This is a genomic window from Hungatella sp. SB206 (assembly GCF_051132295.1).
In the GTDB taxonomy this organism is placed as follows: Bacteria; Bacillota; Clostridia; order Lachnospirales; family Lachnospiraceae; genus Hungatella; species Hungatella effluvii.
This window is the reverse complement of the sequence record NZ_CP096603.1, coordinates 6,508,541-6,532,222: the sequence shown is the minus strand read 5'-3', so window position 1 is coordinate 6,532,222 and position 23,682 is coordinate 6,508,541. Positions and strand designations below refer to the sequence as shown.

Below are 23,682 nucleotides of genomic sequence, written 5' to 3'. Positions count from 1 at the left end.
GAATCGCCAAAACGTCCAATGATGTTGGAGAGTATAATTTTTAAATACTCCCTTTCTGTTTAAAAAATGACCTGTATACATTCACTTTTTCCATGATATCCCCCTTTATTACTATTTTATCTGTCAGTCAGCCTGTCCGTTTCCTCCTCCCCAAACACATACTTCCGTATTGCCCAGGCCACGCCGTCTTCAGCATTGGATTTCGTTACATATTTGGCCCGCTCACGGATACAGTCCATGGAATTGTCCATAGCCACGGTCCAGCCGAATTCCGGAGTAAACATGGAGATGTCATTGTCGCTGTCGCCGAGAACCATGACGTCATCCAGGGAGATTCCCTTTGCCGCAGCGTAAGTCTTCAACGCGTTGCCCTTCTGGGCGGCAGTGTTGGTCAGTTCGATATTATTGGGAAATGAGGAGGCAGCAGCTAAATCCGGGTAGTTTGTAAATGCCTCTTTCATGCGGATTACCAGATCGCAGTCCAAGTCGTTCCCACAGATTTTGTAGATATCCGCATCTGCGGGAATTTCACCCAAGTCCTGGACGAAGGTCATGGTGTCCATGCGCTCTTTGGCGGCAGCCCGGATTTCGTCAGGAATTTCTCCAGAAAATGGAGCGCGGCCATTTAAAAAGTCGTAAAGCTCCAGGATTTTTCTCTCCGGATCGGCAGTGGAGTAGCGGCCATGAGAGGTCAGAACATCCATAGCAGCCCCGAACTCTCCGAAAACGTGGCTGATATCCTTTAAATTCTGTTTGTTCATTGGAAGATTGACCATTTGTGCTCCGGTCTGGTCATAAATGACGGCCCCGCTCAAACAGATATAGCCACAGGTAATGCCGCAGCTGTCCATCATTCCTTTTGCATCGTGGTGGTCACGGCCGCTGCAGATTAAAAATTCTACGCCATAGTCGGGCAGACGGTGAATTGCGTCGATGTTGGCCTGAGAAATATTTGTATATGGGTCAAGAAGGGTGCCATCCATGTCGGAGGCAATCAGTCGAATGCTCATTGGTACATGCTCCTTTATTGGTAAATGCTGATAAATAAGATTCCTTTCCATAGCTTATACTAAAAAGAGATATTCGTCAATGAAGAAACTGGTTCTGGCCTCAGCCATAGAAAAAACAGATTACAATTCAGAGGCCGGCAGGGCCGTGAACGGCAGTAAAAAATAGTGCTTGACCGTGACCTGACGTCACCCTGTATACTCCAGTTAGCAGAGTAAATGGTTAGCCACATAAAGGGTTAGCTGAGTATAAGCCTGGCTATGTAAAAATCAGGAGGAAAAGGAATGGCCGGTTTTAAGTTTGAGCAGTGCGGGAACATAGAAGGGCTTTATCTCGTGGAGCCTCAGGTGTTCTCGGATGAGAGAGGATATAACCTTGAGGCATACCATGCAGGCAGCTTCCGGGAGGCGGGGCTGGACATGGTATTTGTGCAGGACAATTTATCCATGTCTGCGAAGGGGACACTCAGAGGGATGCATTTTTAAAAAAAACTATCAACAGGGAAAGCAGGTCTGTGTCGTGAGCGGAGAGGTGTTTGACGCAGTGGTCGATATCAGAGACGGATCCAGGACGTATGGCCAGTGGTTCGGCACCGTACTTTCCGCAGAAAAGAAGAATATGCTGTATGTACCGGAAGGTTTTGTACATGGCTTTCTGGTGCTTTCAGATACTGCTGTTTTTTATGGTTTCATAGGAAAGGGCATCCAATGAAACCATAACCCTTCGGGGGATGTGCACTCCGCGCTAAGGAAATAGAGCCGCTGAAGCGACCGCGCTCCGGCACAAGAATCCGGCAAGCCTGATTCTTTATGCTAAGCTGTCCGATTATTACCATCCGGAGGATGAGAGCGGCATTCCGTGGAATGATGAAACCATTGGAATCCGGTGGCCCATTCCGGAGGACATGACGATTCTCACCTCGGAACGGGACAGCCGCCATCCGGCTTTTGGTGAAGGAAGCGCTTTGAAACCGAAAAAGAACCGGAAAACAATGGCGGCGGCGGTCCATGCATAAATGTAATGGCTGAGACAAGCTGTGGCAGGAATTAGAAATTCTTTCAAAATAATGAATAGGGTAGATTGTTTGAGGATGTTTATGGTATACTAGGAACACTTAGTGAGGTAGAAAACCACGCATAGAAAGAGTAAAATATAATGAATCCACATACATTTGCAGTCTGCGCATACCGCGATTCTCCATATTTAGAGGCGTGTATCCGTTCCCTGAAGGGGCAGAGCGTGCCGTCGGATATTATTCTCTGTACTTCCACACCCAGCCCCTATATTATGGATATGGCGGACAAGTACGGCATTCCCGTTCATGTGCGCGAAGGAAAGAGCAGGATTATGGATGACTGGAATTTTGCGTATCACATGGCAGATTCCCGTTTCGTGACCATTGCACATCAGGACGATATGTATCAGAAGGATTATGTAAAGCTGCTTCTGGAGTCCTGGAAGCGGTATCCCGATATGACGCTGTTTACCGGCGGGTATACGGTGGTGAAGAAGGATACGCTTGTAAAGTTTGAAAAAGTAGAGTTCATCAAGCGTTTTCTGCGGCTGCCGCTGCGGCTCCGTCCGCTCAGCCATCTGCGGGCTGTCAAGAGGAGCGTGCTGCTGTTTGGAAACTCCATCTGCTGTCCGGCATGTACGTACAACAAGGAACTTCTGGGAGAACCGCTCTTTGATTCGCCGTACCAGTTCGCATTGGACTGGGACACGCTGTGGAAGCTGGCGGAGCGGGGCGGCCGCTTTATCTGTATAGAACGGCCGTTAATGTATTACAGGGTCCACGAGGAGGCCACAACGAAGGCCTGTATTAAGGACAACAGCCGGGCGCGGGAGGAAGCGGAGATGTTTGCAAAGATGTGGCCTAAGCCCGTTGTGAAGCTTCTCATGCATTATTACCGCAGAGCATATGAGGAATATGAGTAACAGCAATGAACCACTAAGTGGAGATGACATGTATCGCACGTAAGCGGCCAAAAGACGTCCGCTAAGTGCTCATAACAAGGAGGATATACAGATGAAAGTAGTACTGCTGGCCGGTGGATTAGGAACCAGAATCAGCGAAGAAAGCCATTTAAAGCCGAAGCCTATGATCGAGATCGGGGGCAGGCCGATTTTATGGCATATTATGAAATACTATTCCGAATTTGGCTTTCACGATTTTGTGATCTGCCTTGGATATAAGCAGTATGTGGTGAAGGAGTTTTTTGCGGACTACTTCCTTCACACATCGGATGTGACCTTCGATCTTGCCAATAATAAGATGGAGGTTCATAATAACTATTCTGAACCGTGGAGGGTGACTCTGGTCGACACGGGCTTAAACACGATGACAGGCGGAAGAATCAAGCGGATTCAGCCGTATATCGGCGATGAGCCATTTATGATGACGTACGGCGACGGTGTGTGCACCGTGGATTTGAATGCCCTTGTGAAGTTCCATAAGGAGCATGGAAAGACGGCCACCATGACGACGGTGAACATCGCGCAGATGAAGGGGGTTCTGGACATCAGCGATGACAACGCGGTCCGTTCCTTCCGTGAGAAGGATGAGAAGGACGCCAGCCTCATCAACGGCGGTTTCATGGTCCTGAATCCGGACATATTCTCCTATCTGGAGGATGACACCACGGTATTTGAGAAAGAACCGCTGCAGCGTCTGGCCGCAGAGGGACAGCTGATGAGTTTCCATCACACCGGGTTTTGGCAGTGCATGGATACGCAGCGTGAGATGCAGAAACTGGAGGCCTTATGGCAGACAGGAGCGGCACCCTGGAAGATCTGGGAAAACTGATACAGGGGAATTGAATACATGTGGGAGAATCGAATTGATACAGGAGAATAGAATTCATATGACAGAATGGACAAAGGAAATGTGGCAGGAATTCCGCACATTTTATAAAGGAAAAAAAGTACTGGTGACAGGACACACCGGTTTTAAGGGCTCCTGGCTTGTCCGGATGCTTGAGGAAGCAGGGGCAGCGGTGACGGGATATTCTTTGGAGCCGCCGACAGACCCCAGCCTCTTTTACGTCGCAGGGCTTCATAACACCATGGATTCGGTGATCGGGGATATCCGGGATCTGCCCCATCTGATGGAGGTGTTTGAGAGAACACAGCCGGAGCTGGTGTTTCATCTGGCGGCACAGCCCATCGTGCGGGATTCCTATAAAGAACCCGTATATACGTACGAGACGAACGTGATGGGCACGGTTCACGTGCTGGAGTGCATCCGGAAGAATCCGTGTGTGAAGTCATTTTTAAATGTGACTACGGACAAGGTATATGAAAACAGGGAATGGGAATACGGCTATCGGGAATGCGATCCCTTAGATGGATTTGACCCCTACTCCAACAGCAAATCCTGTTCCGAGCTGGTGACACACAGCTACGCGAAGTCATTTTTTGCGGACGGCCATACGGCGGTGTCCACATCCCGGGCGGGGAATGTCATCGGCGGAGGTGATTTCGCCAACGACAGGATCATTCCCGACTGCATCCGCGCGGCGACGGCCGGCAGAGAGATCGTAGTCAGGAATCCATACTCCACGCGGCCATACCAGCTGGTGCTGGAGCCGCTGGCGATTTATATGGCTATCGCCATGAAACAGTATGAAGATATGAACTTTCAGGGATACTATAATGTGGGCCCGGACGACAGGGACTGCGTGACCACCGGTGAACTGGCGGATTTATTTACGGCTGCCTGGGGCGGCGGCATCACGTGGGTGAACCGGTATGACGGAGGCCCTCATGAGGCCAATTTCCTGAAGCTGGACTGCTCCAAGATTAAAAAAACCTTTGGCTGGAGCCCCCGCTATGGCGTGAAAGAGGCCGTGGAGAAAACGGTGGAGTGGACAAAGGACTATCTGGCAGGTGAAGATATGCTGGCTGTGATGGACAGGCAGATAAGAGAATTTTTTAGAGAGGAAAGATACCATGTTTGAAAATAAGACAGAACAGGAAGCGAGACAGCAGATTCTGGAGATGGTGGGAGCTTACTGCGATACTTACCATAATAAAAAGGAGCCATTTAAAACGGGAGACAGGATTCCCTACGCGTCCCGCGTGTATGACAGAAATGAGATGGTGAATCTGGTAGACAGTTCCCTGGAGTTCTGGCTGACTTCCGGCCGGTATACGGATGAATTTGAAAAGGAGCTGGCCGGATATCTGGGTGTGAAGTACTGTTCTCTGGTGAATTCCGGTTCTTCCGCGAACCTTGTGGCCTTTATGACACTGACGTCTCCGCTTCTTGGCGAACGCCGGGTGAAACGCGGTGATGAGGTTATTACAGTGGCCGCCGGTTTCCCAACCACGGTGACGCCGCTCATCCAGTACGGCGCTGTGCCGGTATTCGTGGATGTGACGATTCCGCAGTATAATATTGATGTGACGATGCTGGAGGAGGCGTACTCCGAGAAGACCAAAGCCGTAATGATTGCCCATACCCTCGGCAATCCCTTCGATCTGGCGGCGGTGAAAGCATTCTGTGACCTCCATAATCTGTGGCTGGTGGAAGACAACTGCGACGCACTTGGAACGAGATACACCATAGACGGACAGGAACGGCTGTCAGGCACCATCGGAGATATCGGTACCTCCAGCTTCTACCCGCCTCACCATATGACGATGGGAGAGGGCGGCGCTGTTTACACGAATAACCCAATGCTGAACAAGATCATCCGGTCGTTCCGTGACTGGGGCCGTGACTGTGTCTGCCCATCGGGAAGAGACAACATGTGCGGTCACCGTTTCGACCGAAAGTTTGGAGAGCTTCCATTGGGGTACGACCATAAGTACGTTTACTCGCACTTTGGGTACAACTTAAAGGCGACAGACATGCAGGCTGCCATTGGATGTGCCCAGCTAGGGAAGTTCCCGACCTTTGTGGAACGCCGCCGCCATAATTTTGACCGGCTTCGTGCCGCGCTTTCAGCGGTGGAAGAGCAGCTGATCCTTCCAGAGCCGTGCCCGAATTCAAAGCCAAGCTGGTTTGGTTTTCTTATTACCTGCCGGGAAGGCGTGGACCGGAACGGAATCGTGCAGTATGTAGAGTCGCACGGTGTGCAGACCAGAATGCTGTTCGCGGGCAATTTGACAAAGCATCCATGCTTCGACGAGATGCGTGCGGAAAAGACCGGATACCGGATCGTCGGAGAGTTAAAGAACACTGACCGGATTATGGCCGATACGTTCTGGATCGGAGTCTATCCGGGAATGACGGATGTGATGATTGATTATATGGCCGAGACTATTATAGAAGCAGTAAAGAAAAACAGTTAAACGAAAGAAGCCCGGACGTGGGGATTCATGGGGAGAAGGAAACCAAATGGAGAATTACGATCTTAAAAAAGTCCATGAGGCGAACCTGGCTATTTTGAAGGAAATTGACCGGATTTGCCGGAAATACAGGATAAAGTATGTCCTGGATGCGGGAACTCTCTTGGGTGCGGTGCGCCATAAGGGCTTCATCCCGTGGGATGATGATGCGGACGTGGCGTTCACCAGGCCGAATTACGACGCATTTTTGAAGGTGGTTAAAAGAGAACTGCCGGAGGGAATGACGTTGGTGGAGCCGAAGGATCTGCGGGACGGGAAGGCATTTTTCGATTTTACGGCCAGGATAATCTATGAGAAGAGCCAGATGCATGAGGATACGGAGGAGATGCAGTATTACGGAGGTAAGCTGAATCACCTTTGGGTGGATTTATTTACGATTGATGAGCTTCCAGCCAACAAGGCGGCATCCACCTGGACTCTGTTTCTGCACACGGCGATTTACGGACTGGCCATGGGACACCGCTATAAGCTGGACTTCGGAAAGTACGGCGTGATGGGAAGAATCTGCGTGTGGATACTGTCCACCGTGGGCAGGCTGACTCCCATGAGCGTCATCAGAAAGCTGCAGCATATGGCAGCGGTGAAGGACAGAAAAGGAAAGAGCCCCCTGCGCTATTACAGCAACTACCAGCCGGATTACCTGTATGTGACGCTTCAGAAGGAGTGGTGCGAGGAGACGGTGGATTTGCCGTTCGAGGACACCTTGCTCATGGCGCCTAAGGGATGGCATGAGGTTTTGACCTGGGTCTACGGAGATTATATGACCCCGCCGCCAAAAGAGAAACAGATACCCTCTCACTCCAGCATGAAAATAAAAATCATGGATTGATTACTTAATGTCTACTGGGCGTATAGATTGCTGGAAAATATTTCCAATCGGACATTATATCGACCGAATTCTACAATTTTTTTAGTTACACTAAAGAAAAAAGGAGGGATTCGGTCATGACGATATGTGAAGCAACCAGTAAGAGGATTGAACAGCTATGCAGGCAGAAGCGTCTGACGGGATATTCTCTGACCTTTCAGGCAGGGATACCGCCATCAACCTTTAAGAGTATTATGAATGGAAAGAGCAAGAACCCCGGAATCTGCAACATTAAAAAAATCGCCGATGGCTTTGGGATGACCATCCGCGAATTCTTTGATTCCGATATATTCAATGATCTGGACCAGGACGATTAATTCGCCCTGGTCTTTTCTTTTTCGATTTCATTTCCAGGTATCTCTCCGCTTTCACAGTGGTCTAAATATTCCCTCGCATCCTTAAAGAAGCTGAAGAGTATCAACAGAATAATGATTCCGATGGGGAATGCCGCGATGATGGATACGGTCTGCAGATTCGCCATCGAGTTCTCTGAAAAAATGAGGGCAATAGGGAACAGCATCAGCAGTATGGCCCAGAACAGCTTCACGTGCTTATCGGGTTGGGCGTCGGACGGCAGTTCCTTGTAGGAATAGGACGAAGCCACCATGGTAAGGGCATCGAAGGAGGTGGCATAAAAGGCGATCATGGTGACTGCCAGCAGGATAAGCCCCAGCTTCGCCAGCGGAAGCGTCTCGAAGATGGCCATGATAGTCTGATATAAATCCCCGGTGGCTGCGTAGATGCCCATGACATCCAGATGTCCCTTCGTCTGCAGCGCCAGGCTGTAGTTGCCGAGTATGATAAAGGAGGTAAATGTTCCCGACAGTCCGAAGCAGTATCCGCCGAGCACTGTCTGGCGGATGGTGCGTCCCTTGCTGATGGTACCGATGAAGAACGGGGTGGCTACGCACCACACCATCCAGTAAGCCCAGTAGAAGATGGTCCAGTTCTGCGGGAAAGACGAGGTGCGCAGCGCGTCGGTCCATGTGGATAAGCCGATAAAATTCTGCACCATGTTGCCGATAGCCGTAACTCCCGTCTCAATGGTATAGCGGGCTTCTCCGCCGCCGATCAGTACGTAGAGCAGCAGGCCGACGAAGAGCCAGGTACAGGAGGCCGCCAGCTTGGCGATGCCCTTCATACCGAAATAAACGGTGATGGTGTAGACGACACAGATGATGACAAGGATTACAATTGTCAGCATGTTGGACTCCGGGATCCCGGTTACGCGGCTGACCGCCATGGAGAGCAGCGGAGTGGCCAGGGAAAATGTGGTAGCCGTCCCTGCCAGCAGCGCGAATACGGCAATCAGGTCGATGACTTTTCCCCCGATCCCATCCACGTGTTTTCCAAGGATCGGGCGGCAGGCCTCAGAATACTTCTGTTTGGTGCGCTTCCTGACGTGAAGCATGAAGCCGAAAGCCACGGCCAGCACCATATAAAAGCTCCAGGGAATCGCTCCCCAATGGAAGAGGGGGTAGGTGGAAGCCCAGTCCTGAAATGTTCCCATGTCTGCAATGTGCGGTTCATTGGCATAGAGCACCCACTCGCAGAGCGAGTAGAAGAGAATGTCGGCCGCAAGGCCTGCCGTAAACATCATGGTTCCCCATTTAAAATTGGAGTACTGCGGCTTTTCTATATTTCCCAGCTTAATCTTTCCGTATCTGGAAAATGCCATGTAGAGTGAGCAGAGAAAGACGCCGAGTCCGATCAGTAAGTAGTAGCTGCCAAATTCATTGCCGAGGAAGAAACGGATCGACGAAAGCGTATCGGTCGATTTCTGCGGGAACACCATAAATAAAAGACAGAGTATAAGAACACAGACGAACGGGACGATGGTCGTAACCCAGTCCAGCTTCTTCATCAAGTATTTTTTTTCATCCTGGTCCATGATAGTACCTCCTAAATGTTCAAAAAAGTAAAAATAAATTTGATATTGAACATAATACCATGGTTATCCAGAAAATGCAAGAATTAATTGTGAAGATTTTCTGACTTTTTTCCAAAACCACTACAAAAATGAAGCCGCATCCGATATAATAGCCTCGTGCAGAAAAAAGGAGGACTGAAATTGATCATGAAGAAAAAAGTGTTAATTATATGTGGAATTACGGCAATGCTGCTGGCTGGCTGTACCAAAAGCAATATTGTGACAGGAGGGCCTGCGGAGCCGGTATTTGAAACTCAGGAAGGGATTGTGCTGGACTGGGGACAGATCGGAGATGATCTGGATGAAGAGTACTTAAATAACGAGGATTACCCGAAGGCGGTGAGCGTCAATTACAGTGTGGATCCGGATAAGAAGACTATCGATTTAACGCTGATGATGAACGCGGGAGCCACCCCGGAGGAGGCCGTGGCCTTTGCCAATGCGGTTGTGAGAACGATCAACGATGAGGCAGCAGTACAGGACTTCTCCATTGAGACCTCTACCGAGGATTCCTATGGCGGATTCTTCCAGGACTATACGCTTAATCTTATCGTTATGCCGGACGGCATGATGACGGATAAGTCCGTATGGCTGGTGAATATGACGATCCCGGCCGGTTCCAACGAGGCTATTGTGCCGGTAGAAGGCGCAAAGATTATGGAGCCAACGTCTGCAGAAGAGGACATGGGAGAAGAAGTGGAAGACAGCGATGAGGAAAACCAGGAATAATCGATTTACCGAGACCGTACAGATACGAGAAATAAAAGGTGCAGCAGCGAATTCCCTATTCGCGTCTGCACCTTTTAACATCCTGAGAATCCCAGAGCGTGTTTGAAAATTCATTCCCGCCATCTGCCCGCCCCACTTCGCGGCATATTTGCCCCCAATTCAGTCAGCGTAGCCCACTACGCCTCCTTCATCGGGGGCAAATCTCCCACAAAGTGTGACGCACAGCTGACGGAAAGCAATTTTCAAACGCGCTCTAAGATACTGCCAGGCCGCTGTGGTAGGAGTAGTTGCCCAGTTCCTTTAACAGCGCTCCATGGTCCTGATGAGAGAGCGGAATGGTTGATATCAGCTCTTCATTAAATAAGTAGAATACGTCGCTGCATTTCCGCATGGACTGGTGGAAGAGATCCGGGAACGATGCCTGGGAAGCCAGACGTTTATCCCATGGATTACACCAGGTCTCGTGATCTAAGTTCATGGCTCTGACCGGATCCGGCGGTATGTCGGTTACCAGCTTTTTGGAAGCGATGGGATTCTTCAAAAGCAGATTTTCTACCACGGCGATGCTGTTTCTTTTGCGGCTCCTGGGATCGGCCAGTGTGCGGCATCCGATGCGCATGGCCAGAATGGAGCGGGACACCATCCGGGGCGTTACGCGGAAATTGTTCCGGTAGTTGATCGGATAGTAGGCTTCATTGATGCAGGACGAGAGGAAACCGGAGATAAACTGCATTTCCAGTCCGTTTAAACAGATCGTGGCCGCCTGGTTAAACTGGGACGGCTTTTTCTTTTTGTATTTCATAAGAAGAAGGGCGTCGATGTCATTCTCCAGCGTGGCGTGAAGGCCATGGTAATAATTACCTGAATTCTTAATGTCGTATTCGATCCGTCCATACACGTAGGGATGGCAGATGGAATCCGCAACGTAGTGACAGAAATAGCCGCTTAAGTAGGAGATAGCCTGCTCTCGCTGCTGCTTCGACTCGATGGTGGCCAGATGGTTTAAGCAAACGGCGAAAAAGGCGCTCACGTGGTTCTCGTGCATGTAAGAACCTACGTTTCGGTAGTCACGGTGGCGCAGGATTGGAATGTTGTAGAAAAACATATCGGGGCCCTGCAGCCCTAACTGATAGAGCCAGCGGTATTTGGAGATGATTCTTCTTAGCTGGTTGTTCGGAAGATCATTGTATGCTTTGACGCCGAGTAGATAATGGGTGGTAAATCCAGGCATTTGATCACCTCTTGATGGAGTATTTTGGGGGATAGTCAGCGAAAACCGGTGAGTGAATCGAAGAGACTGACGATCCCGGGCAGAGAAGCTGAAACGCAGAAATTTCAGATGCCCTGCCCTATACGCACATTATACCACATCCCGCCTCGCATGGTGTAATATATAGTGTGATTTTTAATGGAAATTTTATTCCTGTTTATTTTTTATTATTATATTCCGTGATCTCTGCCTGGGAAGAGGAATAAATCACGGGAAACAGGTGCTCACTCTGCAGTATTGTGATAATATTACTTTTGAATAAGAGAAAGGGGTGTGAGACCATGTTTCATGGAAAAATGAAGGCACTGACCTTCAGCTACGATGATGGCGTGACACAGGACCGGCGGCTGGTGGAGCTGTTTGACCGCTACGGGTTAAAGGCGACCTTCAACATTAATTCCGAACTGCTGGGAAAATCCGGTACTCTGTGGCGGGAAAATATGTGGGTAAATCACAATAAGATCCGGCCGGAGGAGGTCGGTGAACTTTACAGGAATCACGAGGTGGCTGTGCATACACTGACCCATCCGCATTTGACGGAGCTGGAGGAACCGGAGATCATCCGTCAGGTGGAGGAGGACCGGATAAACCTGGAGCGTCTTACCGGAAAGGCGGTTGTGGGAATGGCTTACCCTGGCGGCGGTATCAACAACGACGAGCGGGTGGCGTCAGTCATAAGAAATCATACGACTATGAAATATGCCAGGACTATTACCTCCTGCTGCCGCTTTGATGTGCAGCAGGACCTTTACCGGTTTCAGCCATCCGTTTATCATATCGAGTTTGACCGGATGACAGAGCTGGGAGAGGCGTTCCTGAAAATACAGCCGGATACGCCGCAGATATACTATATCTGGGGGCACAGCTACGAGTTTGACTACCATGACACCTGGGGGAAATTCGAGGAATTCTGCCGGATGATGAGCGGCCGGGATGATATTTTTTACGGGACAAATTGTGAGGTACTGCTGTCCGATGTAACCGACAGCCTGTACCATGCATAGAACGTTGTCTCTCCGAATAAGTCTTAATAAAAGCAAATTGGAGCGGCATCGATGATACATAGAATTCATGAGCTTGTCTGGGGGCCATGGCTGCTGGTCCTGTTTCTGGGGATCGGCATTATTTATACGGTGAAGTCCGGTTTTTTCCAGATCAGAAGGCTGCCGTACTGGTGGAAGATGACCATCGGAAGCATACGGGAAGAGGAACTGGAAGAGGAAGGCGCCGTGACAAAGTTCCAGACGGCCTGTACGGCTCTGGCGGCTACCATCGGGACCGGAAATATCGTGGGAGTGGCGACCGCACTCACCGCAGGGGGGCCGGGAGCACTCTTTTGGATGTGGGTGTCCGCCGCCATCGGCATGATGACAGGCTATGCGGAGACCATGCTTGGTATCCGTTACCGTTACCGGGATAAGAAGGGCAAATGGATCTGCGGTCCCATGGTTTACCTGGAGCGCGGAATGCATATGCCGTGGCTGGGAATGCTGTACAGCTTCTTCTGTGTCATGGTATCGCTGGGGATGGGGAGTATGGTACAGTCCAATTCCATCGCGGAAACCTTCCAATATACGTTTGGGAGCCGCCCGGAGGTGGTGGGAGTAATCCTGACCGGCATCGTCTTTCTCGTGATTTTTGGCGGAATCGGCCGGATCGCCATGGTTTCCGAACGGCTGGTTCCCATTTCAGCCGGGATTTACATGCTGTTTTCCATGGTGGTCATCATGTCGTGCTACGACCAGATCCCCGCTATTTTCGCCTCGATTTTTCACGATGCGCTGAAGCCTGGTGCGGCTGTATCCGGGGCTGCGGGATATGGAATCTCCAAGAGCCTTCAGTATGGCATGTCCAGAGGCGTGTTTTCCAATGAGGCCGGACTGGGCAGCATGGCTGTTCTGCATGGAGCGGCTGAGGAGACGACGCCGGAGCAGCAGGGCATGTGGGCCATGTTCGAAGTGTTCTTCGATACCATTTTGATCTGTACTATGACAGCCCTTGTCATCCTCTGCATGACCGGCGGAGACGCGGCAGGCTCCGGATACGATGGAGCGGCTCTCACGGCCTACTGTTTTTCCAAACGGCTGGGCGGCCTAGGAGAGTATCTCGTGTCGGCAGCGATGATGCTGTTCGCATTTGCCACCATTATCGCCTGGTACTATCTGGGACGGCAGGCGTCGGGCTATCTGGCCGAACGGCTGAAGGAGCACGGTCATTTCCTGCTTCTCTCTCGGATTCTGCGGGGAAAGGCGTATACGTTCCTCTATCTGGGAGCGGTGTTCTTAGGCTGTGTGGCCAGACTGGAAACGGTGTGGGAGCTGTCCGATATCTGGAACGGCCTGATGGCGCTGCCCAATATTGCGGCTTTAATCTTTTTGATGAAGGAAGTAACCTTTCCCAAGGGAAAAGAGGAGGAAATACAGACCGGAAAAAACTGATATGGCAGCAGCCGAAAAGAGCCTCTCCGCAGCGGAGAGGCTCTCTTTAATATATTTGTTTGAAAAAGGGAGGAGAGCTGATAATAAATTATCAGCTCGAGTATTATGAAAAAAATCTTATAAGCTATTTATTTGTTTACAATTAAAGTATATCCACGAATCATGAAGAAATCATGTTATTTGTGTAAAAGGTTTTTGAATGAAATTTAAACAAAATGTGAACAAAAGCCTGGCATGGCCTTTACTGTTCCGAAAAGAATTGTAAATACTGTCAACCGTCTTGAAAAGCCGGGACAGATTTGGTAAAATACTTTCAGGTTGTACAGAATGCATGGTACAGAGAAAGGAAGTAATAATAATATGAATAATCCGGTTGTTACAATAACCATGGAAAATGGCGATATCATGAAGGCCGAGCTCTATCCTGAGATTGCTCCGAACACAGTAAATAATTTTATAAGTCTGGTAAAAAAAGGTTTTTATGACGGACTGATTTTCCACAGAGTCATTAACGGCTTTATGATCCAGGGCGGCTGCCCGGACGGAAACGGAATGGGAGGCCCGGGATATTCCATTAAGGGTGAGTTCAGCCAGAATGGATTTAACAACGCGTTTAAGCACACCGAGGGCGTGCTGTCCATGGCCAGAGCGATGAACCCGAACTCCGCAGGCTCCCAGTTCTTTATTATGCACAAGGTTTCCCCGCATCTGGACGGTTCCTACGCGGCATTCGGCAAGATTACCGAGGGAATGGATATTGTGAATAAAATTGCCGATGTGCGCACAGATTACAACGACCGCCCGATGAAAGAGCAGAAGATCAAATCCATGACAGTGGAGACTTTCGGCACAGAGTATCCGGAACCGGAGAAATGCTAATTAGGAAGTACTAATAAGAAGTACTGATTAAGACAGAGGATGATTGTATGACAGAGAAACGAACCGTATTCATCAGCGGTACGCCGTATACTGTCACCATTTCCAGCGAACAGGAGGTCCTGTCGGCCGCGTATGCGGCTGGCGGGGCCATCATTGGTTTATGGGACAAAAACAGAAGCGGCCAGAGCCTTGCCCCTGCGGACTACGTTGTGGAGTGTGCGGAGGATGCCGATGAGGAGTTTCTGGAGCGGGTGGTGAGAAGAAGGCTTCATATGCCCTGGATCATCGCAGAGACGGAGCGGCTGGTGATCCGGGAATTCACGGCGGAGGATGCCGCGCACATGATTTCGGAAGATGCGGGGCCCGGTGATACGATTTTTTACAGCAGAGAGAAACTGGCCGCATATATCGACAACCAGTACCGGTTCTTTGAATACGGAATCTGGGCGGTGGTGGAAAAGGAGAGTATGACCGTGATCGGAAAGGCCGGGCTGTTTCAGCCAACCGCAGAATTCCTGAATGGGGAAATCCAGCAAACAGAGTCCTGGCAGGCAGAAATCCAACAAACAGAGTCCCGGCAGGCAGAACCTTCTCCGCCGCAAAAAAAAGAGGATACCCCGCTGGAACTGGGATATCACATCTTCACTCCCTGGCGACGCTCCGGCTATGCGAAGGAGGCGTGCAGGGAAATCTTAAATTATGGTACCGACCGGCTGACCGGTTGTATCTGCGCGGTCATTGAGGAAGGAAATACGGCCTCCATACGTCTGGCCGAATCACTTGGCTTTCGTCTTACTGCTCAAAAATGTAGCGAATCAGCTGGATTGCTGTATCTGTATGAGGCGAGTTGCTCATAATGGTGAGAACCGGATTTTCCAGGATCAGGCCGGTCTTCTCGCCAAAGGAGGTATCTCCGATGCGGATGCCGCAGAACGCTTCTTGGCCGGTCTCGGCATTGGTGACCGGATAGAGGTAATCCTTTATCTGCTCGTATAAATCCGCCGGGAGGGCTTCTTCCAGATTGAGAAATCCGTCCATCTCTCCGTAATGGTCAATGACATCCGGGCGTCCGATCATGACGTCCAGTCCCTTGCTGGAGATCATGGCAGTCAACTTTGCCAGCTCCGCGTAGGAGTACTCGTTCATGGCCGATTCATCAAAAGAAGGGGACATGGAATAGTCCACATCGATCTTCGTATTTTCGTCGAGTCCGATAAAGGCGCGGAAGCCCTCGTTGAAATACTGGTCCACGGTCAGCGTCTCACTGTCATAGCGGCTGTTTAAGACGGCACAGCTCAGCGCGGTGTCAAAACGGTTGTTATACATGGCGCCTCCGATGGAACCCACCAGAAAAACCGCGATCACAACCCCGATGATAGGAAACTTATAGTATTCCCAGATATACCAGAATTTGTCTCTGAAAGACATCTCTTTAAGCTTGGCGGCTTCCTCATGCAGCCGTTCTTTAAAAGTAACATTTTCATAAGGTGTCATGGATAGTCAAACCTCTTTCGTGAATTAGTCGGCCCGGATTAATCCGGTTCCGGTTGAGCGGGGGCCAAAGGCCCAGGCAATTGCTCATTGTATACCACATTATACCACAACCCCGGCATAATAATTGTGAAATTTTCATGAAATAAAGAAGAATGTTTGCTTTTTGGGACAGGATTCGCTATAATACTTTGTAATGCTACTAGAGCGTGTCTGTATACTCATTTCCACCGGACACACTCAAAGGAAAGAGAAGGGGTACGACTTATGCTGTCTGGTTTTTTTAATTATGATAATCCTGTCTGGCGTTTTATCGGAAAGTTTGGAGATCTGATCATACTGAACGTACTGTGGTTCGTGTGCAGTATTCCCATTTTTACAATCGGGGCGTCTACGACCGCTGTATATTACGTAACGCTGAAGCTTGCGAGGAATGATGACGGATACACAATCCGGTCCTTTTTCAAGTCCTTTAAGGAGAACTTCAGGCAGGCGACTATTATCTGGCTGATCATGCTGGCTGTGGGCCTTATTCTGGGCTTTGACATGCTGTTCTTTACAAGGGGCGGGTTTAACATGTCCCAGCAGTTTAAGACAGTCATGGTAACGATTTTCCTTGCGATGTCCATTATTTATCTGGCGATTATAACCTACATATTCCCGCTACAGTCCAGATTTTATAATACCATAAAGAGAACGTTTTTCAATGCGTTTTTCATGTCCATCCGTCATTTGTTTCAGACAATCGCGATCATCGTCATCGATGTGGCTGTGGTTGTGGCGATGGTGATGATTCCGCAGATCATGATGTTTGGCGTGCTCTTTGGATTCCCGCTTCTTGCATTTATCAACTCCTATATCTTATCTCCGATCCTTCAGAAGTATATGCCGAAGGAAGATCGTGAAGACGGCGATATGAGACCGATCTTTGCCGATGAGGAAGAGGCATTAAAGGCAGTGGGAACGGTAAAAGAGGAGGAAGTTAAGAAAGAAGAGCCGGCAGAACAGTAATCGTTGATAAGACCGGCTATATTATATAGAAGAAAGCGTTGTGATTCTGATCAGAAAAAGTTCAGAAAGCACAACGCTTTTTTTAGAATTTGGACATGGGATGGACACAAAAATGAGGTATAATAATCCCCAGTATGGTTGGTTTTGAAAAATCCGGGAGGTGGCATATGACGGAAGAGGAGTATGTTGTGTTTATCCAGCCTTATGAGGACGCGCTGAAGAACATTCGCGTCCGCGTCGAAGTGTTGAATGACGATTACCGGCGCAAATACCAGAATTATCCCATTCACCATGTGCAGGACAGAGTTAAAAAGAAAGAAAGCATAGAACAGAAACTGATCCGCAGAGGCTACGAGAGCGACGTGGAATCCGCCAGGGACTGCCTGACTGATATTTCGGGAATCCGCGTAATCTGCTATTTTGTGCGTGATATTTACGCTGTGGTGTCTTTGCTTAAGAAACAGACCGATATCGTAGTGATCAAGGAGTGTGACTACATCAGCAATCCCAAGCCTAACGGCTACAGAAGCTATCACATCGTGTTCGGCGTCCCCGTCTATCACACGGACGGCATGGAGTATTATCCCGTGGAGATACAGCTTCGGACCATGTCCATGGACTTGTGGGCGAGCATGGAACACCGCATCTGCTATAAAGGCAGCCAGAAGCTGGAAGAGAAGGCGGCTCAGGAATTCAAGGAGTATGCAGAATATTTAAAGAACATGGAAGAAGAGATGGAAGCGTACTTATAAGGAGAGTCCCAGGACTTAAGTTCACAGTCATAACCCCCGCCGGCGGTGTACTGCCGGCGGGGGTTATGAAGTATATAGATAATATGAGGGAAAGCGTGATTATTTATCGATCCGGAATCCGGAGTATGCGGTCATGCCGTGCTCATGCATATCCAGTCCGTCCAGCTGTTCCTGATCGGATACCCGCAGGCCGATGGTCAGGCGGATCACTGTGAAGATAAGGAATGCCAGCACCGCCGCGTACACAAGCACGGATACGACTCCGGTCAGCTGTGTGACGAAGCTGCAGCCTTCGCCGAATACACCAGTCAGCAGAGTTCCCACCAGACCGCAGCAGCCATGTACGCCTACGGCGCCTACCGGATCATCCACACGGACCACCTTGTCGATGAACTCGATGGCGAGTACGACGACAAATCCGGCGATGACGCCGATGATGATGGCCTCATAGGGAGTGACGACATCGCAGCCGGCGGTGATGGCCACGAGACCGGCCAGCGCTCCGTTCAGAGTCATGGAGACATCGGGCTTGCCGTAACGGGCCCAGGTGAATAAAAGGGTAACGAGAGTGGAGGCGGCAGCCGCCAGATTCGTAGTTATGGCGATATCTCCCAGGGAGGTGGAGGCGGCGGTGGTGGAACCGCAGTTGAATCCGAACCAGCAGAACCAGAGGATGAACACGCCCAGGAAGCCCAGGGGAATGTTATGGCCGGGAATTGCGTTCGGTGTCCCGTCACTGTTGTATTTCCCGAGCCGGGGACCGACGATTTTTGCTCCGACAAATGCACATACGCCGCCAACCATGTGAACGGCCGTGGAACCGGCAAAATCGTGAAAGCCTATCTCTGCCAGCCATCCGCCGCCCCAGATCCAATGGCCGGTCACCGGATAGATGAAGATACTGATCGCTGCCGAATAGACGAGGTAGGAAGAGAATTTCGTCCGTTCCGCCATGGCGCCAGAGACGATGGTCGCGGCAGTGGCACAGAACACCGTATGGAAAATCATGAATACGCCGATGGGGAGTCCGTTGATCATCCCGTTTGCATCCGCCAGGGAATAGGGATTTAGAAAACCGGATCCGCCGATGATGCCGGCGATATTCTTTCCGAACATGAGAGGGAAGCCGAGAATGAAGAAAAAGAGGGAGCCGAGAACGAAGTCCATCATATTCTTCATACAGATGTTTCCCGCGTTTTTTGCCCTGGTGAAGCCCGTTTCCACCATGGCAAAGCCTGCCTGCATGAAATAAACGAGAAAAGCGCCGAGCATGGTCCACATAATATTCATCAATAAGGTTGTTTCTTCCATAATTTTACTCCTCCTGAACTGTTTTGGTAAACGCCGCCAGAATCCCGGGAATGGATGCAGGAAGGGGATAACCGCTTACCGGCCGGTAAGCAATTATCCCCTTTGATAATTTTATATGTTGGATTCTGTATGGAGTTTAAAGTGGTACGGTTAAACCGCGGCCGCATGGCCGGTGATACGGGATAGCAGGGGGCTAAAGAGCCTCGCGTCCGTGCTCTCCGGTACGGATCCGGATGGCGTCCTGAACGTCGTAGACGAAGATCTTTCCGTCACCGTAATTTCCCGTGTTGATCTCATCGACGACCGCATCGATGATGGGATCCGCCAGTTCCTTTGGAATCACGGTTTCCACCTTTACCTTTGGAAGCAGGTTCACATTGTATTTGGTACCCCGGTACATCTGCGTATACCCCTTCTGATTGCCGTAGCCCATGACATTGCTGATCATGATGCCGTTGACCTTGCAGCCTTCCAGAATCGCTTTTAAATTCTCCAGCTTTTCCGGTCTGATGATGATTTCCAGCTTTTTCATACCGCATATCCTCCTTGTTATGAGCACTTAGAGACCGTATTTTGGTCTCTTACGTGCGATACATGTCATCTCCACTTAGTGAGGTCTTCCACGAACTTAGTGGAGTGACTTTATGGTGTTGACAACAAAAACGAGGGCCATTCCTTAAGTGGAACGCCCTCGTTCGATATTAAACATTATACATTTCTGAAAATAAATGTCAAATACATTTTGTAACGGAATAATTAGAAAAAATTGTGAAATATTGACAAAAATGAGCGGCCACAAAACGTAGAAAAGACTTGTGCTTTTTCCTCTTTCGTACTATACTTAATACTGTATACAAAATAACGAAAAAGTACAATCTGAAGAGATTAAGAAAATGCGAGGTATTTATGCCTATGATAAGACATCTTGGACTTAAGGCCTATGGGAAGATTAATCTGGGGCTCGACGTTCTTAAGAAGAGAGAGGATGGATACCATGAGGTCCGTATGATTATGCAGACAGTCGGACTTTATGATAAGATTGATCTTTACTTAAAGGAGACGCCGGGGATTACCGTCCAGACCAATTTATACTATCTTCCGGTAAACGAGAATAACCTGGTGTACAAGGCGGCGAAGCTTTTGATGGATGAGTTCCACATCAACCACGGAGTCACCATTCATTTAAAGAAGTTTATTCCGGTATCCGCCGGGATGGCGGGGGGCAGCAGCGATGCCGCGGCCGTGCTGTTCGGAGTGAACAAGATGTTTAACTTAGGGCTTTCCATGGAATCGTTAATGGAACGCGGCGTGAAGATCGGGGCCGATGTTCCCTACTGCGTGATGCGGGGGACGGCGCTATCGGAGGGAATCGGTGAGATTTTAACGCCTCTGCCGCCTATTCCCCAGTGCCAGGTTCTGATTGCTAAACCGGGCATCAGCGTCTCCACTAAATTCGTATATGAGCATCTGGATGCCGCGTCCCTGCGTCCGTCGGACCATCCGGACATTGACGGCATGATAGCAGCTATCCGGGAACGCGACATTTACGGGGCTGCCTCCCTGCTGGGCAATGTGCTGGAGACGGTCACAATACCGGAATACCCTGTGATTGCGGAGATCAAGGACCGGTTAAAATCACTGGGAGCCGTAAATGCCCTGATGAGCGGAAGCGGACCCACGGTTTTTGGAATATTTACAAGCCCGAAGGCGGCGGAAGAGGCCTACGAGGAAATGCGTTACGGCAAGTCGGCCAATCTGGCGAAATCTGTATATCTGACTAATTTTTACAATACAAAGGAGGTTTCCCATGGGAAATGATCTGAAGGTGAACATGAATGAATATCTGCCGCTGCGCGATGTGGTTTTCAATACGCTGCGCCAGGCTATCTTAAAAGGAGAACTGGCTCCGGGCGAACGTTTAATGGAGATTCAGCTGGCGGAGCGTCTGGGTGTTTCCAGAACACCGATCCGTGAGGCGATCAGAAAGCTGGAGCTGGAAGGTCTGGTGCTGATGATTCCGAGAAAGGGCGCCGAGGTCGCGAAGATCTCCGAGAAGAGCCTTCGTGATGTCCTGGAGGTGAGACGTTCCCTGGAGGAACTGGCGATAGAACTGGCCTGTCAGAGAATGACTGAGGAAGAGGTAGATGCCCTGGAACAGACCCAGGAGGAATTTAAGGCTGCGGTGGCCTGCGGAGATGCCATGAAGATCGCGGAGAACGATGAGACGTATCACGATGTCATCTATAAAGGCACCGGCAACGACAGGCTTGTACAGATTCTCAACAATCTAAGGGAGCAGATGTACCGTTACCGTCTGGAATACATTAAGGACGAGGATAAGCGTCAGATTCTCCTTCTTGAGCACGACAAGATCTTAAAGGCTGTGAAGCTGCGCCGGGTGGAGGAAGCCAAGGAGGCCATGAGGGAGCACATCGATAACCAGGAAATCACGGTTTCCAGAAATATAAAGGAGCAGGAGGGCTAAAGATATATGATGACGTTTAAGGACCGGTATTTGGCAGGTGAAGTCGAATTTGAGGCGATTGACGATTACGTGGAAGAGTGGAACGGCAGCGACGATCCCCGTACTCTGGCCCGGTTTCTGGGGCTTAATGAGGAAGAAGAAGACATCTGGATTGAGGAAAGTGATGAAGCTCTGAAAGAGCTTCTTGACAGCAAAAAATAAATGAGCATAAAATTTATAAAAAAAGTATAACCTTTATTGACAAGGTGACAACATGTCATTATAATAAGTGACAGGTTGTCACCTTTTGCGCTTAAAATTATGGCTGGCCGGAAAAAGGGTGAGAACGGATAAAGAGGGGTGAGAATATGCCGACAGAACGATTTAATAAGTTGCCGGAGGAGAAGAAAAAAGCGATACGTGACGCGGCCATGGAAGAATGCATCCGGGTTCCTTTTGAAAAGGTCTCCATCAATAAAATAATTCAGAATGCAGGAATATCCAGAGGAAGCTTTTACACTTATTTTGAAGATAAGCGGGATTTGGTGAGATACATATTCAGCGACACTGCGGATAAGCTGAAATTCTTCTGGACGAAGTCCGTGGTCACACACGGCGGGAACCTGTGGATTGCCTCGGAGGAACTGCTGGATCAGGCGATTATCTTTGCACAGAGGGGGAAGATGTTCCAGATGATGCAGAGCATCGTTCTCTACCAGGACTTCGACAAGCTTTTTGCGGAAATCCATGGAAGCAATGGTGTGGGTGAAGAAAAGGGCAACGAAATCTTAGAGGCACTGTACGAGGTGACGGACAAGGAGAAGTTCTGCAAGAACGATATGGATTCCTTTGCAATTCTCGTGTCCATGATCATGGGATGTGTAATGGAAAGCATATGCTGGTATAACCGGCATATGGAGAGTGAGGAAAATATTAAGAAAATTTTCCGTGAAAAATTAGAAATACTGCAACATGGAATTTGTAAACAGTAACTAGAATAATCTTTGTAACGAAGTGAGGAGTTCAGCATGAGTAAGAAGAAAGTAATTACAATCGCAGTCAGCGTAGTGTTGGTGGCTGCTGTGGCAACCTTAATCGTAACCAATGTTGCCGGAGGAAAGAAAGAGGAGGTCGTGGCGGAGGTGCCGCCGGTGGTAGCCGCAGAGAATCCGGAACTTCGTTCGATCGAGGTGAGCACAGAGCTGATCGGTACGATTGAACCGGACAGCATCGTGTATGTAACACCGAAGGGAGCCGGAGAAATCATAAGCGTCAACGTGCAGACCGGCGATCAGGTGACGGCGGGCCAGCTGTTATGCGAGATTGATACGAAGCAGGTGGAAGCGGCAAGACTTACCATGGAGACGGCCCGGGTATCGTATGAGGATGCGAAGAGCAATCTGGACCGCTATTCCGTGCTGCATGCGGCAGGGGATATGGCTGAAGCTGATTTCCAGAAGCTGGCCGATAATGTAGAACTGGCAAGACTGCAGTATGAGAGTGCAAAACTGGGGTATAACCTTCAGCTTGAGAGCAGCCAGGTTACATCCCCGATCGCAGGACGTGTGGAGAGCTATAATGTAAAGCTTCACGATATGGTTTCCCAGCAGAGCCAGATCTGTGTCATCGCCGGAGCGGGCGACGGCAAGGCGGTTACCTTCTACGCTTCAGAACGGATCGTAGGGGGCCTGAAGGCTGGAGATCCTGTCACAGTTGAGAAAAATGGAACAGACCATGTGGCGTCGATCATGGAGGTGAGTTCCATGGTTGATCCGCAGAGCGGCTTATTTAAAGTAAAGGCATCCATTCCGGATGGAGGCGCCCTGGCTACAGGAACCTCCGTAAAGCTTCGTGTGATTTCCGAGAAGGCCGAAAATGTGCTCACTGTGCCGGTTGACGCAGTCTACTATGAAGGCGGCAGTCCCTATATTTACACATACGGAGACGGTGTTCTCCACAAAAATGCGGTTACGGTTGGAATTGCTGATAACAGCTTCATCGAAATAAAAGATGGAATTAACGCAGGCGATCTGGTTGTTACCACATGGACAACAGAGTTTTATGACGGATCCAAAGTCACCTTAAGTGAAAATCAGACATCAGAAGACGGGACACCTGACGCTCAGACCGAAAGTTTCAGTCAGACAGAGCCGGCTGATGCGAATCAGTAAGGGGG

At 49.7% G+C, this 23,682-nt stretch carries 22 protein-coding genes and 4 pseudogenes; 19 read left to right on the top strand and 7 right to left on the bottom strand.

Annotated elements, in window-relative coordinates; all coding sequences use genetic code 11:
• Window positions 1-116 precede the first annotated feature (116 nt).
• Complete coding sequence (locus tag M1L66_RS29080; protein WP_434689071.1) at window positions 117-1,010, bottom strand: Cof-type HAD-IIB family hydrolase; 894 nt, start codon at window positions 1,008-1,010, stop codon at window positions 117-119.
• A gap of 282 nt (window positions 1,011-1,292) precedes the next feature.
• Here M1L66_RS29080 and rfbC point away from each other — a divergent pair.
• The 7 genes and pseudogenes from rfbC (at window position 1,293) to M1L66_RS29045 (ending at window position 7,548) form a co-directional block, all read left to right on the top strand.
• Window positions 1,293-2,023, top strand: a pseudogene (gene rfbC, locus M1L66_RS29075) (dTDP-4-dehydrorhamnose 3,5-epimerase).
• A 137-nt stretch (window positions 2,024-2,160) separates the two neighbouring features.
• Window positions 2,161-2,946 (top strand): glycosyltransferase, encoded by a 786-nt coding sequence (locus M1L66_RS29070; protein ID WP_434694341.1) that lies wholly within the window; start codon window positions 2,161-2,163, stop codon window positions 2,944-2,946.
• A gap of 91 nt (window positions 2,947-3,037) precedes the next feature.
• Window positions 3,038-3,814 (top strand): glucose-1-phosphate cytidylyltransferase, encoded by a 777-nt coding sequence (rfbF, locus tag M1L66_RS29065; protein ID WP_187020143.1) that lies wholly within the window; start codon window positions 3,038-3,040, stop codon window positions 3,812-3,814.
• A gap of 58 nt (window positions 3,815-3,872) precedes the next feature.
• A complete protein-coding gene (gene rfbG, locus M1L66_RS29060; RefSeq protein WP_187020141.1) occupies window positions 3,873-4,967 on the top strand; it encodes a CDP-glucose 4,6-dehydratase in 1,095 nt (364 codons plus the stop codon).
• Window positions 4,960-6,306, top strand: coding sequence for a lipopolysaccharide biosynthesis protein RfbH (rfbH, locus tag M1L66_RS29055; RefSeq protein WP_434689068.1), 1,347 nt, complete (start codon window positions 4,960-4,962; stop codon window positions 6,304-6,306). The genes rfbG and rfbH overlap by 8 nt, the downstream gene beginning before the upstream one ends.
• Window positions 6,307-6,352: 46 nt before the next feature.
• The gene (locus M1L66_RS29050; RefSeq protein WP_434689066.1) at window positions 6,353-7,192 is read left to right on the top strand and encodes a LicD family protein; all 840 of its coding nucleotides are present in this window, start codon (window positions 6,353-6,355) and stop codon (window positions 7,190-7,192) included.
• 116 nt (window positions 7,193-7,308) lie between these two features.
• A complete protein-coding gene (locus tag M1L66_RS29045; protein WP_002604762.1) occupies window positions 7,309-7,548 on the top strand; it encodes a helix-turn-helix domain-containing protein in 240 nt (79 codons plus the stop codon).
• Here the strand turns inward: M1L66_RS29045 and M1L66_RS29040 are convergent.
• Together M1L66_RS29040 and M1L66_RS29035 are read right to left on the bottom strand one after the other, a co-directional pair.
• A complete protein-coding gene (locus M1L66_RS29040) occupies window positions 7,545-9,122 on the bottom strand; it encodes a BCCT family transporter (RefSeq protein WP_434689064.1) in 1,578 nt (525 codons plus the stop codon). The two genes, M1L66_RS29045 and M1L66_RS29040, sit on opposite strands and share 4 nt — an antisense overlap.
• Window positions 9,123-9,545: 423 nt before the next feature.
• A pseudogene (locus M1L66_RS29035) lies at window positions 9,546-10,136 on the bottom strand (DUF6783 domain-containing protein).
• Here M1L66_RS29035 and M1L66_RS29030 point away from each other — a divergent pair.
• Window positions 10,053-10,250 (top strand): annotated as a pseudogene (locus tag M1L66_RS29030) (DUF6783 domain-containing protein); the annotation flags it as partial. The pseudogenes M1L66_RS29035 and M1L66_RS29030 overlap by 84 nt on opposite strands.
• A gap of 475 nt (window positions 10,251-10,725) precedes the next feature.
• Here the strand turns inward: M1L66_RS29030 and M1L66_RS29025 are convergent.
• Window positions 10,726-11,121, bottom strand: a pseudogene (locus tag M1L66_RS29025) (zinc dependent phospholipase C family protein); the annotation flags it as partial.
• Between the two features lie 320 nt (window positions 11,122-11,441).
• Here M1L66_RS29025 and M1L66_RS29020 point away from each other — a divergent pair.
• The 4 genes from M1L66_RS29020 to M1L66_RS29005 all read left to right on the top strand — a co-directional run bounded on the left by M1L66_RS29020 (window position 11,442) and on the right by M1L66_RS29005 (window position 15,334).
• Window positions 11,442-12,164: a polysaccharide deacetylase family protein gene (locus M1L66_RS29020; protein ID WP_434689062.1), complete on the top strand. Its 723-nt coding sequence runs from the start codon at window positions 11,442-11,444 to the stop codon at window positions 12,162-12,164.
• Between the two features lie 51 nt (window positions 12,165-12,215).
• A complete protein-coding gene (locus M1L66_RS29015) occupies window positions 12,216-13,598 on the top strand; it encodes an alanine/glycine:cation symporter family protein (RefSeq protein WP_187020130.1) in 1,383 nt (460 codons plus the stop codon).
• Between the two features lie 360 nt (window positions 13,599-13,958).
• Window positions 13,959-14,477 (top strand): peptidylprolyl isomerase, encoded by a 519-nt coding sequence (locus M1L66_RS29010; protein WP_187020128.1) that lies wholly within the window; start codon window positions 13,959-13,961, stop codon window positions 14,475-14,477.
• A 47-nt stretch (window positions 14,478-14,524) separates the two neighbouring features.
• Complete coding sequence (locus tag M1L66_RS29005; protein ID WP_187020127.1) at window positions 14,525-15,334, top strand: GNAT family N-acetyltransferase; 810 nt, start codon at window positions 14,525-14,527, stop codon at window positions 15,332-15,334.
• On the opposite strand, the gene M1L66_RS29000 is transcribed toward M1L66_RS29005, so the two are convergent.
• Window positions 15,270-15,971 (bottom strand): hypothetical protein, encoded by a 702-nt coding sequence (locus M1L66_RS29000; RefSeq protein ID WP_187020125.1) that lies wholly within the window; start codon window positions 15,969-15,971, stop codon window positions 15,270-15,272. The two genes, M1L66_RS29005 and M1L66_RS29000, sit on opposite strands and share 65 nt — an antisense overlap.
• Window positions 15,972-16,235: 264 nt before the next feature.
• Here M1L66_RS29000 and M1L66_RS28995 point away from each other — a divergent pair, with 264 nt between their 5' ends.
• Complete coding sequence (locus M1L66_RS28995) at window positions 16,236-16,979, top strand: YesL family protein (protein WP_187020123.1); 744 nt, start codon at window positions 16,236-16,238, stop codon at window positions 16,977-16,979.
• A gap of 167 nt (window positions 16,980-17,146) precedes the next feature.
• On the top strand, window positions 17,147-17,731 hold the full coding sequence (locus tag M1L66_RS28990; RefSeq protein ID WP_002604752.1) for a GTP pyrophosphokinase: 585 nt from the start codon (window positions 17,147-17,149) through the stop codon (window positions 17,729-17,731).
• A 99-nt stretch (window positions 17,732-17,830) separates the two neighbouring features.
• Here M1L66_RS28990 and M1L66_RS28985 read toward each other — a convergent pair whose 3' ends face one another.
• Together M1L66_RS28985 and M1L66_RS28980 are read right to left on the bottom strand one after the other, a co-directional pair.
• Window positions 17,831-19,042, bottom strand: coding sequence for an ammonium transporter (locus M1L66_RS28985; RefSeq protein ID WP_187020122.1), 1,212 nt, complete (start codon window positions 19,040-19,042; stop codon window positions 17,831-17,833).
• Window positions 19,043-19,235: 193 nt separating this feature from the next.
• Window positions 19,236-19,574 carry a P-II family nitrogen regulator gene (locus M1L66_RS28980; protein WP_055653476.1) on the bottom strand — a complete coding sequence of 113 codons (339 nt, stop codon included), beginning with the start codon at window positions 19,572-19,574 and terminating at the stop codon, window positions 19,236-19,238.
• A 380-nt stretch (window positions 19,575-19,954) separates the two neighbouring features.
• On the opposite strand from M1L66_RS28980, the gene ispE reads away from it, so the two are divergent.
• The 5 genes from ispE (at window position 19,955) to M1L66_RS28955 (ending at window position 23,677) form a co-directional block, all read left to right on the top strand.
• Complete coding sequence (ispE, locus tag M1L66_RS28975) at window positions 19,955-20,860, top strand: 4-(cytidine 5'-diphospho)-2-C-methyl-D-erythritol kinase (protein WP_187020120.1); 906 nt, start codon at window positions 19,955-19,957, stop codon at window positions 20,858-20,860.
• Entirely contained in the window at window positions 20,850-21,527 is a 678-nt protein-coding gene (locus M1L66_RS28970; RefSeq protein ID WP_187020118.1) for a GntR family transcriptional regulator, read from the top strand. The genes ispE and M1L66_RS28970 overlap by 11 nt, the downstream gene beginning before the upstream one ends.
• 6 nt (window positions 21,528-21,533) lie before the next feature.
• Window positions 21,534-21,728, top strand: a complete 195-nt coding sequence (locus M1L66_RS28965) for a hypothetical protein (RefSeq protein ID WP_002604747.1) — start codon at window positions 21,534-21,536, stop codon at window positions 21,726-21,728.
• Between the two features lie 146 nt (window positions 21,729-21,874).
• Window positions 21,875-22,498 carry a TetR family transcriptional regulator gene (locus tag M1L66_RS28960; RefSeq protein ID WP_187020117.1) on the top strand — a complete coding sequence of 208 codons (624 nt, stop codon included), beginning with the start codon at window positions 21,875-21,877 and terminating at the stop codon, window positions 22,496-22,498.
• 36 nt (window positions 22,499-22,534) lie between these two features.
• Window positions 22,535-23,677 carry an efflux RND transporter periplasmic adaptor subunit gene (locus M1L66_RS28955; RefSeq protein WP_187020115.1) on the top strand — a complete coding sequence of 381 codons (1,143 nt, stop codon included), beginning with the start codon at window positions 22,535-22,537 and terminating at the stop codon, window positions 23,675-23,677.
• The last annotated feature ends 5 nt before the right edge of the window (window positions 23,678-23,682 follow it).